Here is a 15107-nt window from a genome sequence, read left to right as displayed (position 1 = left end):
CGTATTGCGCAGGCTCAACGCGTGTTATTTGACGAACTATAGAGGATTACGAAATGAAACTGACGGACTTCAAGGTGTTGACGTTTGATGTGGTGGGAACGCTGATCGACTTCGAGCGGGGCGTGCTGGCTTCCGTGAGGCGTCTCGGTGGCGACGCGGCCCGCGACCTCACCGACGACCAGATCTTCGAGCCGTACATGCGTGGCCGTGCGGCTTTTCCAGGCCGTTCGAGCAAGGCGATGTCGAAGGTCTACCAGTCGCTTGCGAATGAACTCGGCCTGCCCTCGGACGATCAGACCGCTGCCGCGTTCCAGCGCGACGTGCTCGACTGGCCCGCATTCGAGGATTCGGTCGCAGCATTGAAGCGCTTGCGCAAGCACTTCCGGCTCGTCGCGATGACCAATGCGGACCGCGTCGCACTGTCGTCGTACGCACACACGCTCGGCGATCCGTTCGACGATACGGTCTGCTGTGACGAGACGGGCGTCGCAAAACCGAATCCGCAATTCTTCGCCTACAACCGCGGCCGGCAAGCCGCGTTCGGCTACAAGTTCGGCGAGATCCTGCATACGGCGCAAAGCCAGTATCACGATATCGGCGTCGCGACCGAACTTGGTTATTCGACATGCTGGATCGAGCGGCGTCAGGGACAAAAAGGATTCGGCGCAACGCCCACGCCCGATGCCGTGACAACGCCGACCTTCACGTTCGCGACGCTTGGCGCGCTCGCGGACGCGGTCGAAGCAGAAGCGCGCGCAGCATGATGAACACGCCGCCGGCACGGCCGCTTGCGCCATCGTTATGGCGGGCCATGGCGGGTCCGGAACCCGTGCCGCGCGCCCCGCTTGCAAGCGATATCGACACCGATGTCGCAATTATCGGCGCGGGGTATTCGGGTTTGTCGGCGGCGCATGCGTTGCATGAACGCGGCGTGCGGGCGGTCGTGCTCGACGCCAATCCGGTCGGCTGGGGGGCAAGCGGGCGTAATGGCGGCGTAGTGTCGTCGAAGTTTCGCTTGTCGTTTCCGGCCATCGAGCGCATGCACGGACTCGAAGCCGCACGCACGATGCACCGACTCGCGCATGACGGCGTGCGCATGGTGGAAAGGTTAATCGATGAATTCAAGCTCGAAAACGCGCGCTTCGAACATACCGGAAGCCTGCGGTGCGCCCATACCGACCGTGCATTGCAAGGCATCCGCGCGGAGGCCGACTGGGTGCGCACGCAACTTGGCGACACCTCCATGTCCGTGCTGTCGCGTGCCGAGACGCAGCACGAGACCGGCTCCAAAGCGTTTGTCGGCAGTGTGCTGAGTGCCGACGCCGGCACGATTCTTCCGCTTCACTATGTTCGTGGCATGGCCGACGGGCTGACGCAACGCAACGTCGCAATTCATGAGAATACCCCTGTGCTGGACATGCATCGCCTGGACGGCGGTGCGGGCGCGATCCTGCGTACGCCGAATGCAACCGTGCGGGCAAAGCAGGTGATTGTCGGGACGAACGCATACTCGAACCTGACGCCTGCGACATCGGACTATCAGCGCGAACTCGTGCCGTTTCGCAGCGCGATGATAGCGACAGCCCGTCTGTCTCCCGAACTCGATGCCCGCTTGATGGCGAATTGCCGGAGTTATACGGAAACCCGACGCATGATGAAGTGGTTCCGCAAGGTCGATGGCCGCATGTTGTTCGGTGGCCGCGACGCGTTTGGCAAGGAAGGGCAGACCACGGGTTTCGACGCACTGCAGCGCGCCATGGCCGGGCTGTTTCCGGAACTCGCGGACGTGCCGGTGGAGTATCAGTGGTCGGGATATGTAGGCATGACTTTCAATTCGTTGCCGCATGTAGGACGCAGCGACGACGTCACGACTTTTTGTCTGGGCTATAACGGAGCAGGCATTGCAATGGCGAGCCTGCTGGGTCAGCATGCGGCGGCGCTCGCGCTGGGCGAGCGGCCGGAGTTGTCGCTGCTGGCTTCAGCCGGGCTCGATCCCGTGCCGTTTCATTCGTTGCGCGCGCCGGGGGTTCGCCTCGTCGCTGCGTGGTACCAGTTCCTCGACGCCGTAGGGGCATGATGTCAATCGCCAACCGGATTCTTTCAGGGCAGGGCACGACCGTCATCGCGCGCTCCGATCCCTTTCGGCAATACCAGCGTCGCGAAGACCGGACGATGTGGCTGCTGATGACGCCCGCGCTCGTCGTGATCGTGTTGCTGCTGGTGGTGCCGCTCGTGTGGCTGTCGTGGCAGTCGATCTGGAACCACGGCTTCACGCTCGCGAATTACGAGCGGGTGTTCACCGGCGTGTATCTCGACACCTTCCTGCTGACGTTCAAGCTCAGCTTCATCGTGACGGTCATTACATTGTTGCTGGGTTATCCGGTTGCTTATCTCGCCGCGTCCGTCTCGCCCAGATTCAGCACGCTGATCCTCGGCATGGTGATCCTGCCGTTCTGGACCAGCGTGCTCGTGCGCACCTACGCGTGGCTCGTCTTGCTGCAGCGCACCGGAGTGGTCAATAAGCTGCTGATGGCAAGCGGCCTGACCGACCACCCGCTGCAACTCGGCTACAACCAGATCGGTACAGTAATCGCCATGGTGCACATCCTGCTGCCGTTCATGGTGCTGCCGCTCTATTCCGCGATGCAGAAGATCCCCGCAAACCTCTCGCATGCCGGCGCGAGCCTCGGCGGATCGCCACTGCACGTTTTCCTGCGGGTGTTCCTGCCGTTGTCCATGAGCGGCGTGATCGCGGGCGTGACGCTCGTTTTCATCCTGTGCCTCGGCTTCTATATCACGCCCGAACTCATGGGCGGCGGCAAGTCGGTGATGGTGTCCATGGTCGTGAGCCGCAATGTGGAGATCTATAACAGCTGGGGCGCGGCGAGTGCAGTCAGCGTGGTCCTGCTGGTCTGCGTGTTCGCCATCTTTTATGCAGCGAGCCGCGTAGTGCCGCTCGAAAAGACATTGGGGGCAAAATGAACCGGCTCTCTTTCGCACGCGTGGCGCTGGCAGCCGGAGTGGTCGTGATCCTCGTCTTCCTGATGGTGCCCATCCTGATCGTCGTGCCGCTGTCGTTCTCCGACACCCGCTTCATGACCTTCCCGCCGCCCGGATATTCCCTGCGCTGGTATCACACGTTCTTCGGCAATTCCGCGTGGATAGACGCGGCCCGCACCACGCTGATTGCTTCTGTGTGCGCGTCGCTGCTGGCCACGCCATTGGGCGTGGCTGCCGCCTACGCCATCCAGAACGGGACGCACCGGTTCATGCGGTACATGCGGACCTTGCTGATGCTGCCGTTGATGGTGCCGATCATCATCGTGGCGGTCGGGGTTTTCTTCGTGTACTCGCAGGCCGGTTACGTGAATACACTTGGCGGCCTGATCCTCGCCGATACCATGCTCGGGCTGCCGTATGTCCTGATCGCGGTCGGCGCCGATCTTCGCACTTTCGATCCCACGCAGGAAATGGTGGCGCGCAGTCTCGGCATGAACCGGTTTCGCAGCTTCATGACGGTCACGCTGCCGCAGATCCGCTCGAGCGTGATCTCGGGTGCGGTGTTCGTCTTCATTCAGGCGCTCGATGAAACCGTAGTGGCGCTGTTCGTTTCAGGAGGCGCCAACCAGACGCTGACGCGCCGCATGTTCGTCACGCTGCGCGACGAAATCGATCCGACCATTGCCGCGATCAGCACCATGCTGACGGCGATCACGTTATGCCTCGTGATGATCGTGGTGGTGAGCCGGAAGTCGGCCGCGCGTGTTTGAACGCATTAACCAAGAGGTCATTTCGATGAATCACGCGTTGCAGTTTTATATCGGCGGCGAGTGGGTGGAACCGCTTGGGTCGACCCGGCTTGGCGTGATCGATCCGTGCACGGAGGAGCCATTCGCTGAGATCGCCATGGCAACACCGGCCGATATCGACCGCGCGGTGGCCGCGGCCCGTCATGCGTTCGCCTCGTTTGCGGCGACATCGCCCGACGAGCGGCTTGCGCTGATCCGCAAGATCTTGGCCGGCTATGCGGACCGCTACGAAGAAATGGCGCTCGTCATTTCACGCGAAATCGGCGCGCCGCGCGCGCTTGCGCATGGCTGGCAAGCGGGACTCGGCACGCGCCATCTGAAGGAACTGATCCGCACATGCGAGGCGTTTGTCTGGCAGCGCATGAAAGGCACGACGCTGATCACGCACGAGCCGATAGGCGTGGCCGCGTTGATCACGCCATGGAACTGGCCGATCAACCAGATTGTCTGCAAGGTCGCGCCTGCGATTGCGGCCGGTTGCACGATGGTGCTCAAACCAAGCGAAGTGTCTCCGCTCAATGCGCTCCTGTTTGCTGAGGTGCTCGACGCCGCAGGCGTACCTCCCGGGGTGTTCAACCTCGTCAACGGTGACGGTCCGCTCGCCGGCGCCGCGCTGTGCAGTCATCCCGACGTGGACATGGTGTCGTTCACCGGTTCGACTCGCGCGGGTATCGAGATTGCACGGCTCGCTGCGCCTACGGTCAAGCGCGTGCACCAGGAACTGGGCGGCAAGTCCGCCAATATCATCCTCGACGATGCCGAACTTACCGCCGCGGTCACATCCGGCGTCAACGCGTGCTTTGGCAACAGCGGACAGTCGTGCAACGCGCCCACGCGCATGTTCGTGCCGGCCGCGCGTCATGCCGAAGCGGTGACGATAGCGCGCGAGGCGGCGCAAAAGCACGTCGTCGGCGCCGCTGACGATGCACGCACGACGCTTGGTCCGGTCGTGAGCGCGGTGCAATTCGACCGCATTCAACGGCTGATCCAGCAGGGTATCGACGAAGGTGCGGACCTTGTCACGGGCGGCACCAGGCGTCCCGAAGGATTGGCGCATGGCTATTACGTGCGTCCCACCGTCTTCGCGGGCGTGCGGCCCGACATGACCATTGCCCGCGATGAAATCTTCGGCCCCGTTCTGTCGATACTCCCCTACGACGACGAAGAGCATGCCATTGCGATGGCAAACGACAGCGTCTTCGGTCTCGCGGCTTATGTGCAGTCAGGTGACCGCGAGCATGCGCGACGTGTCGCGCGCCGTCTGCGCGCGGGGAGCGTGCATATCAACTACCCGGCTTGGGACGCGGGCGCACCGTTCGGCGGTTTCAGGCAATCGGGCAACGGCCGCGAGTATGGCGAGTGGGGACTTGAGGCGTTTCTTGAAGTGAAGGGCATCGTGGGATACGCAGCGTGATCACGATGCTTCATCGAGCCGGTTCCGAGCGGATCATTTCCGCGATGCGCTCGGCAATCATGATGGTCGGAATGTTGGTATTTGCGCAGGGAATGGACGGCATCAGCGATGCATCGCAGACCCGCAGGTTCTCGACGCCATAGACGAGGCCGCTTGAGCCGGTGACGGCATGCGGATCGTCAGGCGCGCCCATCCGGCACGTACCCGATGGATGCCACGTGCCACCGACCGAGCGCGTGACGAATTCTGTCATTGCCCGGTCGTCTCCAAGCAGCGTCTCAAGCGTTACGCCTTGCGTGACGAGCGTCCTGATCAGCCTCGCGCGCCAGGGCCCCGCAACATCCAGCAGCACGCTCAATGCGCCGCGCTGCAAGGCGTTCCATACGCCGGGCACTGCCACCCTCGCCACACGGGGGGAATAACTCGATGGAAAAAGCGCACCGGCCCACTTGATCATCGCCGGATCGCTCAGTGCGGTCGCGCCAAAGCGAATCGCGAGCTTGAGCCGGTCACGATCACGCGCGTCCGACAGCATGTTGAATTCGACTTTGGGCTCATCCCGCGCATCCAATGAAACCAGTGTCACCCGTCCGCGCGAGTACGACTTGTTGACCCAGAAAAAAAGCGTTCCCAGTCGATACCCGATCGAGTGCCAGCCTGAGCGGGAAAGGATCGCGCCGTGCATGTCGCCGGGAACCGTGTCGGGTAATCCTGAGGAAAACCGTACGATCGCCTGTTCATGATGTTCTTCCGGAAACAGGGTGCGCGCGGACTTTTTGAGGAACGCGGATACGGCGATCGACGGATGTTCCATCAGGTTGCCGCCGACGCCCGGACGGTCCGCGATCACTTTTATACCCAGCGCCCGAAGGTCGTCCGCGGGGCCTATGCCGCTGCGCAGCAGCATCGCCGGGCTGTGGATCGCACCTGCGCAGACGATTACATTGCGTGCCTGGATGACTTCGCCGGAACCCAGCAGCGCGCCGGTTGCGCGCGTGCCGTCAAAGAGAATGCGATCAACGCTTGTGTCTGTCCTGATTGAAAGATTCGGGCGTTGGCGAACTTGATCGGTCAGGTAGCAAACTGATGTAGGAATGCGCTCGCCTTGCTCGCTGACCGCAATCGAACCGATGAAGGAGCCATCTTCCCAGGGGCCATTCTGATCGTCGCGATTCGGGTATCCCGAACGGTCGAGCACCTTCAGCACCGCGCGCACGAACGGCGAAATCCGAGCGCGCTCAGTACGCCTGATGCGAACCGGTCCATTTGTACCGTGTAGTTCACCCGTGAAATCGGTGTCTGTTTCGAGCTTGCGAAAAGCCGGCAGGCATGCCGCCCAGTTCCATCCGCTGGCACCGAGCGATTCCCATTCATCATAGTCCGCAGGTGCGCCGCGATTGGCCATCAACGCGTTGATCGCGGAACCGCCGCCGAGGAGTCGCGCCTGTTCGTATCGGCGAGGCGAAGCGGGCGTGCTCATGCGCGCCGAAAGACGCTTCCAAAGGTTGTCGGTGTCGAGATAGGCGCGCCCCGGGTAGCGGCTTCGCACTTCGGCGGGCATGGTCGCCGCGGATATATCGCGACCGGCTTCGACGAGCATCACCTGTCTGCCGGCATCTTCGGAAAGACGCGCGGCCAGCACGCAGCCGGCCGACCCGCCGCCAAGTATCAGAGTGTCGATCACGAGGTATGTGGTGGGTGGAGAAAGGCGAACGCGCCCTGGAACACGGGCGCGAGAGAATCCGGACCTACGGACGTCATTGCATGAATTTCAGCCAGCGCGCCTTCGCCTGGATGCCCGGCTCCGAGGCCCACCAGTCTTCCGACATCAGCGCCTGCTTCGCTGCGTTCTCGGGCGAGCTGGGCAGCTCGGCCGCACGCTTCGCGGTGATCTTGCCGGTCTTGAACGCAGCCGGATTGCCCGGACCATAGTCGATATACAACGGCAGGTTGGCCTGCAGGTCCGGGGACATGGCGGTGTTCAAAAACTGGATCGCGGTCGGCAAATTCGGCGCGTTCTTGAGAATGCACAACTGCGTGTTCTGCAGGATGCCGTCGTTATACGTGAAGGCGACGTCGGGATTGTCCTTTTGCACGGCGCTTGCGCGACCGTTCCAGATCATTTCCATATCGACTTCGCCGTCGTGCAGCAACTGCGCCGACTGGCCGCCGGACGTCCACCAGACCGTTATGTCCGGCTTGATCTGATCGAGCTTCTTGAACGCGCGGTCCACGTCGAGCGGATAGAGCTTGTTGCGCGGGACGCCGTCGGCGAGCAGTGCCGCCTCGAGAACGGTTTGCGGATCATTGCGCAATGCGCGCGTGCCGGGGAACGCCTTCACATTCCAGAAATCCGCCCAGCTCTGCGGGACCTTCTTCAGTGACTTCTTGTTGTAGCCGATCACCGTCGAATAAAACTCGTAGGCAACAGAATAGGGCGTGCGGTATTGCTCGGGCATGGCAGCGGCGTTCGGGATCTTCGAGAAGTCGAGCTTCTCCAGAAGACCTTCCCGGCCGCCGCGCAGACAGTTCGCGGTGGGGGTATCGATCACGTCCCAGATTGGCTTGCCGGTTGCGCCCTGGGCTTTGACCGCCGGCCATGCGTCGGGGATGCTGTCCTGGTTCACTGTGATGCCGAGCAGCTTCGCGGCGGGGTCGAGAATCGCCTTGGTCTGCGCTTCCTGGTAGCTGCCGCCCTGCGAGACAAATGTGATCTGACCGGCGGCAAGTGCCGGGACGCTGGAGGCGAGAAATATCGACAGAAACAATGCGACGGGGCGTAGCGGCAGATTTTTCATCGACGTCGGTCCTGGGGTCATTGGAAGGGCAGTTGCGCGGAGTGTTCGATGTAATGATCAAGCGTGACACGGTGGCCGGACTCTAGTCGGCCGGTCCTGCCCGCGCTGAGGAAAAATATAGGGCGCCGTTATGGGCGTGGCAACGCCGGAATTGTTTGAGGGGCTATTACATGAGGTTATGAAGGCGGCTTTGTTTGTGACGTGGGAAGGGTCAAGGCTGGTCGCCGCTCAGTCAGCGCAACAGCGGTGAGCGGACGCTCGGCGGCCAGTTTGAGACATTCGACTGCCAGGACCCGCGTAAGCCAGCGGCCACTATTGCTGCGTGAGCATCAGGTTCAGGTTCTGAACCGCAGCGCCGGAGGCACCTTTGCCGAGATTATCGAAAACCGCGGATAGCAACACATGCCCGTGCGCCGTGTTGGAAAATACGCTCAAGCGCATGTCGTCCGTACCGTTCAGCAATTGCGGATCCAGGTGGTTCAAGGCGCTTGATTCCTGCAGCGGCAAGACATGCACGTGCGTCGCCCCGCAATAGTGGCGTGTGAGGCACGCGTGTAATGTGGCGCCGTCTACGTCGGGTGCCAGCAGCCGTACATCCAGGGGCACCGTCAGCACGATGCCCTGCCGGAACGCACCATACGCAGGGACGAAGATCGGACGCTGCGCGAGTCCGGCGTGCTGCCGGATCTCCGGGGGGTGCTTATGCGCGAGTTCCAAACCATAGACCTGGTAAGAAGGCGCGTTGACGGCGCCCGGCCCCTCGTGCTCCTCCACGCCGGCGCGTCCACGTCCCGAGTAGCCGGACACCGCGTGAATGCAGACCGGATAGTTGTCTGGTATGAGCCCGGCCTGCAGCAGGGGACGCAGCAGGCCAATCGCACCGGTCGGATAGCAACCCGGGTTGGTGACCCGGCGTGCGTTTGCAATGCGTTCCGCCTGTCCCGCAGTCATCTCCGGAAATCCGTATGTCCAGCCCGGTTGTGTGCGGTGGGCGGAACTTGCGTCGATAACTCTGACGGCGGGATTGACAATGGCGTCCACCGCCTCGCGCGCGGCGACATCGGGCAGGCAGAGGATAGCGATGTCGCAGGCGTTGATGGCTTCGGCGCGACGCTTCGAATCCTTGCGTTGCGCAGCGGGAAGCGTAAATAGCTTCAGGTCGCTTCGATCGCGAAGCCGTTCGTGGATCTGCAATCCGGTGGTGCCTTGGTCGCCGTCGACGAAAACGAGGGGTGAGCTCATGCGCGGAATACTCCGGTGACTGGGTCATGACAAATAAAACGAACCCCTATCTTCTGCGCACCGCTAGAATAGTGAAAGTTGAATTTCACAACGCTTAAATTCAGTTTTTCTGAATCAGGACCCTGACATGCGAGAGATCAGCCTGGACCGCTTGCGCACTCTGGTCGCCATTGTCGACCGTGGCTCATTCGCGGACGCGGCGCGTGCGCTGCACCTGGCGCCGCCAACGGTCAGCCTGCACATCGCTGAACTGGAAAACCGCATCGGGGCTCCGCTCCTGTCACGCAAGCGCGGACATGTTCGACCGTCGGCAATAGGCGAGATGTTGGTCGCGCGCGCGCGTCGACTGCTGGCCGACGCGGAACAGGCGCTGGACGACGTTCACCGCCAGGTAGACGGGCTCGAAGGGCGCGTGCGGCTCGGTGCGTCGACCGGCGCAATCGCGCACCTGTTGCCGCAAGCGCTCGAGGTGCTGCGTCAGCACCATCCGGCTATAGACATTCAAGTTGCAGTGCTCACATCGCATGAAACGCTGTCCCGACTAGCGGACGGAACGCTGGATGTCGGGCTGGTTGCTCTGCCTCAACCCCCGATTGCGGGGCTCACAATAAAGCCTTGGCGTCGCGACCCCGTCATGGCCTTCGTGCCGGCACATTGGCAATGTCCGGCTCGCATCACGCCCAAGTGGCTCGCGGCTCAGCCGCTCATTCTCAACGACTCCACCACGCGTCTCTCGCGTCTGACTGCGGAGTGGTTTGCGACCGGCGGTCACCACCCTGCGCCACGCATCCAGCTCAACTACAACGACGCAATCAAGAGCCTGGTCGCGGCGGGTTACGGTGCAGCGCTATTGCCTCATGAAGCCACTACGCCTTTGCCCGACCGGCGCATTGCCATGCATGCGCTGCGCCCTGCGTTGTGGCGTCGCCTCGGCGTTGCACATCGTGCGGGATACGTCGAACGTTCCACGCAACACGTACTCGGTGTGTTGTGGAGTCTCCGATTGGCGTAGGAAAACGCCATTTGCCGCCTCGGCACTGGTTCTCGAGCAAGCTGGACGGCAGTAAGCAAGCAACCCTTGCGTCCATAAATAGCCGCGCCGCAATTGGATGCGCCGACCCGGCAGAACAAAATAGCCTTGCCATCGGATGGCTCGCACGAGACCCGGGGGCGCCCACCCGATGGTCAACGCGACGTTCAGATGCCTTGGCCACCCGAGACTTCGATTCGCTGTGCATTCACCCAGCGGTTGTCGTTGTCGAGCAAGCTTGCAATCATCGGTCCCACGTCATCCGGCACGCCCACGCGGCCGAGCGCGGTCATGCCCGCGAAAAACTTATTGAACTCCGGTGTATCGCGCACGGCACCGCCGAAGAAATCAGTTTCAATCGCACCGGGAGCGACTACGTTGACGGCAATTCTGCGCGAGCCCAGTTCTCTTGCCATGTAGACAGTCAGGATTTCAACCGCGCCCTTTACAGCCGCGTAGGCGGACCAGCCGGGCGCCGAAACTCGCGTCAGTCCCGTCGAGAGGTTCACTATACGGCCGCCGTCCGCGAGCAATGGGAGAAGCGTTTGAGTGAGAAAAAAGACGCCCTTGAAATGCACGTCGACGAGGTTATCGAACTGCGCCTCGGTGGTTTCTTCGATTGATGCGACCTCGCCATGTCCCGCGTTGTTCACCAGATGATCGAAGCTATCGCGTTGCCAGGTCCGCAGTGTTTCGCGAAGTCGATTTGCGAAACCTGTGAAGTCTGCGACTTTTCCTGTGTCGAGCTGGAGGGCGATTGCTTTGCGACCGAGCGCGGCGATGTCTGCAACGGTGGCGTCAGCCGCTTCGCGATTGCCGAGATACGTGAGGACGACATCACCACCTTTGCGGGCAATATTCAGCGCGGCACTCCGGCCAAGACCACGGCTGCCGCCGGTCACGAGAGATACGGTATTCATTGTCGGGCCCCTGTTCGTTTGAGAATGTGAGGCTATTGTGAGCAGTGCGGCTCGTCTGCAGTAGAGAGCGCGAAAGTGTTTGATTCACAACCAAAAGTTGATGATGGTGTGAAGGGTGCGATACGAATCAGCGACGCCGCCGTACCGCACGCGGCAGGCGTGCCGCTCGCAACTTCAGTTTCCTGTTCTCCGGCGCTTTGCCATTGCTTGTAACTCGGGAACAGGAACGCTGAATGTCTGACTGCTTTGCAGCCGCTCGACTGTAAAGTCGATGAAGCGACGTACACGGCCTGGCATATCGGCGCGCTGCGCGTAGTAGAGATACAGGCCCATACGCGCACTCGTGTAGCGGACCAGCAAGGGGACAAGCTCGCCTGAAACCAGAAACGGCGTCGCGTTGATGCTGTCGATCTGACCAATACCCATGCCTGCCAGTACGGCCTGCATCTCGGCTTCCGGGTCGCTGCAGCAAACGGCGTAGGGCATCGCTTTCGAAATGGTTTCCGAATGCACCTCAAATTCCCATGGCATTGGGTGTCCCGTGCCAGGCTGCCGGTATCCGATACACCGATGACCGGACAGATCATCAATCCGTGTCGGCGTCGGATGGTCCTTGAGATACGCAGGCGCAGCACAAGCGAGCAACTGAACCGCGAAAAGGCGACGCGACACAACCTGCGCAGTAGGCGCATTGCCGGCCTTGAAGCCAAGATCGATCCGGTCGGCGACCACGTCCGTTGCGCGATCTTCAAGTACGAGATCGAAGGTGACGCCCGGGTAGATCTTGCTGAATGCAGCAAGCAGGGGAATCAGGACTCTGCGGCCTACCGCACCGCCCGCGCTGATGCGGATAAGTCCTTCGTTCTCGTGCGCCGCGTCCTTGACGCGATCCATCGCGGTGCGCAATCCATCCATGCTTTCGCGGACGGATTCCAGCAATCGCGATCCTTCTTCGGTAAGCGAGCTTCGGCGCGTGGTCCGATGAAAGAGTCGCACGCCAAGATGTTGTTCGAGTTGCCGAACGGTTTTGCTGACGGCTTGAGGCGTCACGCCATGCGCGTGTGCGGCCTTATTAAAACTACCGCATTCGGCTGTTCGAATGAATATGGATAATGCGCGGAGTTCGTCCAACACGGGCCTCAGCAACTTGAGCGGGAAGGCATAGCGTAAACCGGAATGTCAATGACGTCCGAGAAAGAAATTGTCGTGAAGTTTTGCCTGCCGCTCCCGCGTCGGAGCCATCGCAACGGCGCGGGGCGGTAACGTCATTGGCCGGTCTGCCAGCGCAGGACCGGATGCGTCGCTCCACCAGGCATCGCCCATACGCCTGCAGGACCGAAGTCATAAGACACAAACGATGCAGGCATGCTCATCTGAGCGGTCGTGAGCCCGCTGGATGCCGGTATGGGCGTGCCATACACGGTGCCAACCGTAGCTGCCGTCGTGTCTTTGTTCCAGTAGACGTCGTTTGTGATCGTGCCGAGATTCGTCCTTGCAATCCCTATAGGCTGATAGAACGGCTGCGTGACGAGGCCCGTCGCAAACGACTGGCTGATGGCCCCTTCGTTGACGACGACAAGTCCCGCGCCGCCACATGGCGTGCCGGCGCTCCCGCGGCAGTAGCCCTGAAGCAGGGTAGGGCTTGTCGAATACGACTGCGTGATCGATCCCAGGTTGTAGCCGACAAGGCCACCTGCGCCTTCGTTCGTATAGCCCAACGACGTTAGTGCACCAGTGGAGTACGACTGAATGATTGCGCCCACGTTTTCGCCGACGAGACCGCCGAGCATACCGCCTGTGGTAGCGACGACCGCGCTCGACGAGCGCAGGATGGTGCCGAAATTGCCGCCCACGAGTCCGCCGGCAGTCGTTTCATCGACGTTCGTCGGTTGCGCAGGTCCCGCGTCGCCAATATTGAGGTTGCCCGATGCGCTGTCGCGGACGACCGTTCCGTAGTTGGCGCCCGCGAGCAGCCCGACATAGGCCCTCACGGAGGGACCCAGATGGCCATTGCCGTTCACGCTCAGGTCGCGCACCACCCCCTTCTCGCCAATGACGCCGAACATGCCCATTGCCCCCGGGCCGTCGCTAGCCGGGTCGCCAGCCACCAGCCGCCCAAGGGTCAGCGAACTCACCGTCTTGCTTTGCCCATCGAATTGCCCGGTAAACGGCGTGTTGATGTCGCCGAGCGGAACGTAGGAGCCGTCGCTCGTCGCACTGGCGTCGATATCCTTTCCCAACGCGTAGTTGCCGGCCAGATCGCTGGCAACACTTCTCAGGTCGCCAAGTGAATTGACAAGCTTGTAGGCGGTAACCTGCGTCAACAAACCGCTGTACGGACCGGCTTTCCACGCGCTGTTGGCGAGGATGGTGCCAGGGCTGTAGCTGCCATTCATGTCATAGAACGACCTTACGAAACCAGTGCTGCTCGACCAGTCGACCATGCCCTGGTTGGCCACGCTGCCGGCGTTGTCGATGCCCGCCGCGTCCGCGCGCAAGCTCAGGTTGCCGCTGCCGGTGTTTTTAAGTGTCGTCGCCGGCGCAATCGTCACGTTGCGAAAAGCCCCGAGCGATAACGACGCCGGCCCTTGCCACTCCAGATTTGAACCAACGGTCAGGTCGCCGCTTGCGCCATTGGTGCCGGTCGCAATGGCATCGACGGACGTTCCGGCGTTCAGGCTGCGCATGAAAGCGCCGGCCGTGGCGCTATCGACGGTGAAATTCGGCGTCGATACGTTCCAAAGTCCCGCTTGCACTGCCGCGCCGCTTTGCAACGCGAGCGTGTTGGCGAGTGTATCCACGGTGCCGCCGCTACCATCGACGTTTGTTGCCGCTATCGTTCCCTGCTGCGTGACGTGACCATTGTCGGCAACCAGCCAGATGTGGCCGTCGCGCATCGCCGTGCCAGTCGCGCGGATGCGCGAGCCACTCCCGGCAAGCGCATAGATATTGCCGTCTGCTGCTTCGAGGTTGATCTGCGCGGCCTGCGTGATACCGCGATCAACTACCGTGCCTTTGCTGCTGATCTGCACGAATACCTGGCGGCTGCTCGACGACTCGTAAAGCACCACTTGCTTTCCCACGACGTATTCGGCTGTGCCGTTCGGTGCGCTGACCGAACCTCCGTTCACTACGGCATCGTGCGCGATAAGAAAGATATCGCCGCCACTGGAACTGATCTTGCCAAGATTCACCACCTGCCCATTCGATGACCCCGCGAGCACGAGCGTCCCGCCATTCATGAATGCGGTATCGGACAGATCGAGTGTTGAAGCCACGAATCGACCGCCCGTGCTAATTACGCCCGTCCGACCGACCAGAATGCCTTGAGGGTTGACCAGATACACGCTGCCCGTTGCCTTCAGATTCCCGAGAATTGCCGAAGGCGAGCCGCCGGTCACCCGATTGAGTGTCGTGCCCGAGCCATTGTCAAAGGTGACCGTGTTGCCTGTGCCGATCGAGAAGCTGTGCCAATCGATCACGCCACGGGACGAGGACTGGTTGATCGTGAGCGAACCGGGGCCGCCGCTGATCGCGCCCTGGCCTTGGACAAAGCTGCCATTCTGCGGCAGCGGTCCGGCCGCGTGGGCTACCGGCATGCACCACATGGCGATCGCGAGCGGCACCGGTAGTGCAAGCGTCCGCGTGAAATGCCGGGACCGATACGCGGCAAGCGGTGCGCCGGCAAACCCCAATGTGAAGGGCAGCCTCTTGCGTGATGTCAATGGCGACTCGCTTGCCAGTCTGGATGATTGACGCAACATGACCGCTCCCGAAACGTGTTTCGTGGAAAGCCGATGCGCGGAACGCAGGTTGTTGCGACCAGGGAAGGCGTGAAAGCCGCTGTACCGCACAGTACATCTAATCATAGCAGCGCGTTCGGAAGGCAAACCG

The 15107-nt window shown here is 61.7% G+C and carries 12 protein-coding genes; 6 read left to right on the top strand and 6 right to left on the bottom strand.

Annotated elements, in window-relative coordinates; all coding sequences use genetic code 11:
• The first annotated feature begins 53 nt into the window (after positions 1-53).
• The 5 genes from AX768_RS20770 to AX768_RS20750 are packed head-to-tail and all read left to right on the top strand — an operon-like array spanning position 54 to position 5223.
• Positions 54-764 carry an HAD-IA family hydrolase gene (locus AX768_RS20770; RefSeq protein ID WP_062001910.1) on the top strand — a complete coding sequence of 237 codons (711 nt, stop codon included), beginning with the start codon at positions 54-56 and terminating at the stop codon, positions 762-764.
• On the top strand, positions 761-2077 hold the full coding sequence (locus tag AX768_RS20765) for an NAD(P)/FAD-dependent oxidoreductase (RefSeq protein ID WP_172811996.1): 1317 nt from the start codon (positions 761-763) through the stop codon (positions 2075-2077). Before AX768_RS20770 ends, AX768_RS20765 begins: the two co-directional genes overlap by 4 nt.
• Positions 2074-2982, top strand: a complete 909-nt coding sequence (locus AX768_RS20760) for an ABC transporter permease (protein WP_062001909.1) — start codon at positions 2074-2076, stop codon at positions 2980-2982. The genes AX768_RS20765 and AX768_RS20760 overlap by 4 nt, the downstream gene beginning before the upstream one ends.
• A complete protein-coding gene (locus tag AX768_RS20755) occupies positions 2979-3770 on the top strand; it encodes an ABC transporter permease (RefSeq protein ID WP_062001908.1) in 792 nt (263 codons plus the stop codon). Before AX768_RS20760 ends, AX768_RS20755 begins: the two co-directional genes overlap by 4 nt.
• A gap of 25 nt (positions 3771-3795) precedes the next feature.
• A complete protein-coding gene (locus AX768_RS20750) occupies positions 3796-5223 on the top strand; it encodes an aldehyde dehydrogenase family protein (protein WP_062001907.1) in 1428 nt (475 codons plus the stop codon).
• 10 nt (positions 5224-5233) lie between these two features.
• On the opposite strand, the gene AX768_RS20745 is transcribed toward AX768_RS20750, so the two are convergent.
• The 3 genes from AX768_RS20745 to argC form a co-directional block, all read right to left on the bottom strand.
• Positions 5234-6907: a GMC family oxidoreductase gene (locus AX768_RS20745; protein ID WP_062001906.1), complete on the bottom strand. Its 1674-nt coding sequence runs from the start codon at positions 6905-6907 to the stop codon at positions 5234-5236.
• Between the two features lie 73 nt (positions 6908-6980).
• A complete protein-coding gene (locus tag AX768_RS20740; RefSeq protein ID WP_060857907.1) occupies positions 6981-8021 on the bottom strand; it encodes an ABC transporter substrate-binding protein in 1041 nt (346 codons plus the stop codon).
• A gap of 312 nt (positions 8022-8333) precedes the next feature.
• Positions 8334-9263, bottom strand: a complete 930-nt coding sequence (gene argC / locus AX768_RS20735) for an N-acetyl-gamma-glutamyl-phosphate reductase (RefSeq protein ID WP_062001905.1) — start codon at positions 9261-9263, stop codon at positions 8334-8336.
• Between the two features lie 127 nt (positions 9264-9390).
• Here argC and AX768_RS20730 point away from each other — a divergent pair, with 127 nt between their 5' ends.
• Complete coding sequence (locus tag AX768_RS20730; RefSeq protein WP_062001904.1) at positions 9391-10275, top strand: LysR family transcriptional regulator; 885 nt, start codon at positions 9391-9393, stop codon at positions 10273-10275.
• A gap of 185 nt (positions 10276-10460) precedes the next feature.
• Here the strand turns inward: AX768_RS20730 and AX768_RS20725 are convergent, their stop codons facing one another.
• From AX768_RS20725 to AX768_RS20715, 3 genes are all read right to left on the bottom strand, one after another.
• Entirely contained in the window at positions 10461-11213 is a 753-nt protein-coding gene (locus AX768_RS20725) for an SDR family oxidoreductase (protein ID WP_062001903.1), read from the bottom strand.
• A 174-nt stretch (positions 11214-11387) separates the two neighbouring features.
• Positions 11388-12347 (bottom strand): LysR family transcriptional regulator, encoded by a 960-nt coding sequence (locus AX768_RS20720; RefSeq protein ID WP_231941440.1) that lies wholly within the window; start codon positions 12345-12347, stop codon positions 11388-11390.
• Positions 12348-12478: 131 nt separating this feature from the next.
• Positions 12479-14812: a two-partner secretion domain-containing protein gene (locus AX768_RS20715; protein WP_062002374.1), complete on the bottom strand. Its 2334-nt coding sequence runs from the start codon at positions 14810-14812 to the stop codon at positions 12479-12481.
• Between the last annotated feature and the right edge of the window lie 295 nt (positions 14813-15107).

The organism is Burkholderia sp. PAMC 28687, from assembly GCF_001577465.1.
GTDB lineage: Bacteria > Pseudomonadota > Gammaproteobacteria > Burkholderiales > Burkholderiaceae > Caballeronia.
This window is presented reverse-complemented; position numbering and strand designations above follow the sequence as displayed.

Bases quoted from the DNA above. Each gene is read 5' to 3' on its own strand.
- AX768_RS20755 (WP_062001908.1), top strand. From the start codon at position 2,979: ATGAACCGGCTCTCTTTCGCACGCGTGGCGCTGGCAGCCGGAGTGGTC.
- AX768_RS20725 (WP_062001903.1), bottom strand. From the start codon at position 11,213: ATGAATACCGTATCTCTCGTGACCGGCGGCAGCCGTGGTCTTGGCCGG.
- AX768_RS20750 (WP_062001907.1), top strand. From the start codon at position 3,796: ATGAATCACGCGTTGCAGTTTTATATCGGCGGCGAGTGGGTGGAACCG.
- AX768_RS20770 (WP_062001910.1), top strand. From the start codon at position 54: ATGAAACTGACGGACTTCAAGGTGTTGACGTTTGATGTGGTGGGAACG.
- AX768_RS20740 (WP_060857907.1), bottom strand. From the start codon at position 8,021: ATGAAAAATCTGCCGCTACGCCCCGTCGCATTGTTTCTGTCGATATTT.
- argC (WP_062001905.1), bottom strand. From the start codon at position 9,263: ATGAGCTCACCCCTCGTTTTCGTCGACGGCGACCAAGGCACCACCGGA.
- AX768_RS20760 (WP_062001909.1), top strand. From the start codon at position 2,074: ATGATGTCAATCGCCAACCGGATTCTTTCAGGGCAGGGCACGACCGTC.
- AX768_RS20765 (WP_172811996.1), top strand. From the start codon at position 761: ATGATGAACACGCCGCCGGCACGGCCGCTTGCGCCATCGTTATGGCGG.
- AX768_RS20730 (WP_062001904.1), top strand. From the start codon at position 9,391: ATGCGAGAGATCAGCCTGGACCGCTTGCGCACTCTGGTCGCCATTGTC.
- AX768_RS20715 (WP_062002374.1), bottom strand. From the start codon at position 14,812: ATGCCGGTAGCCCACGCGGCCGGACCGCTGCCGCAGAATGGCAGCTTT.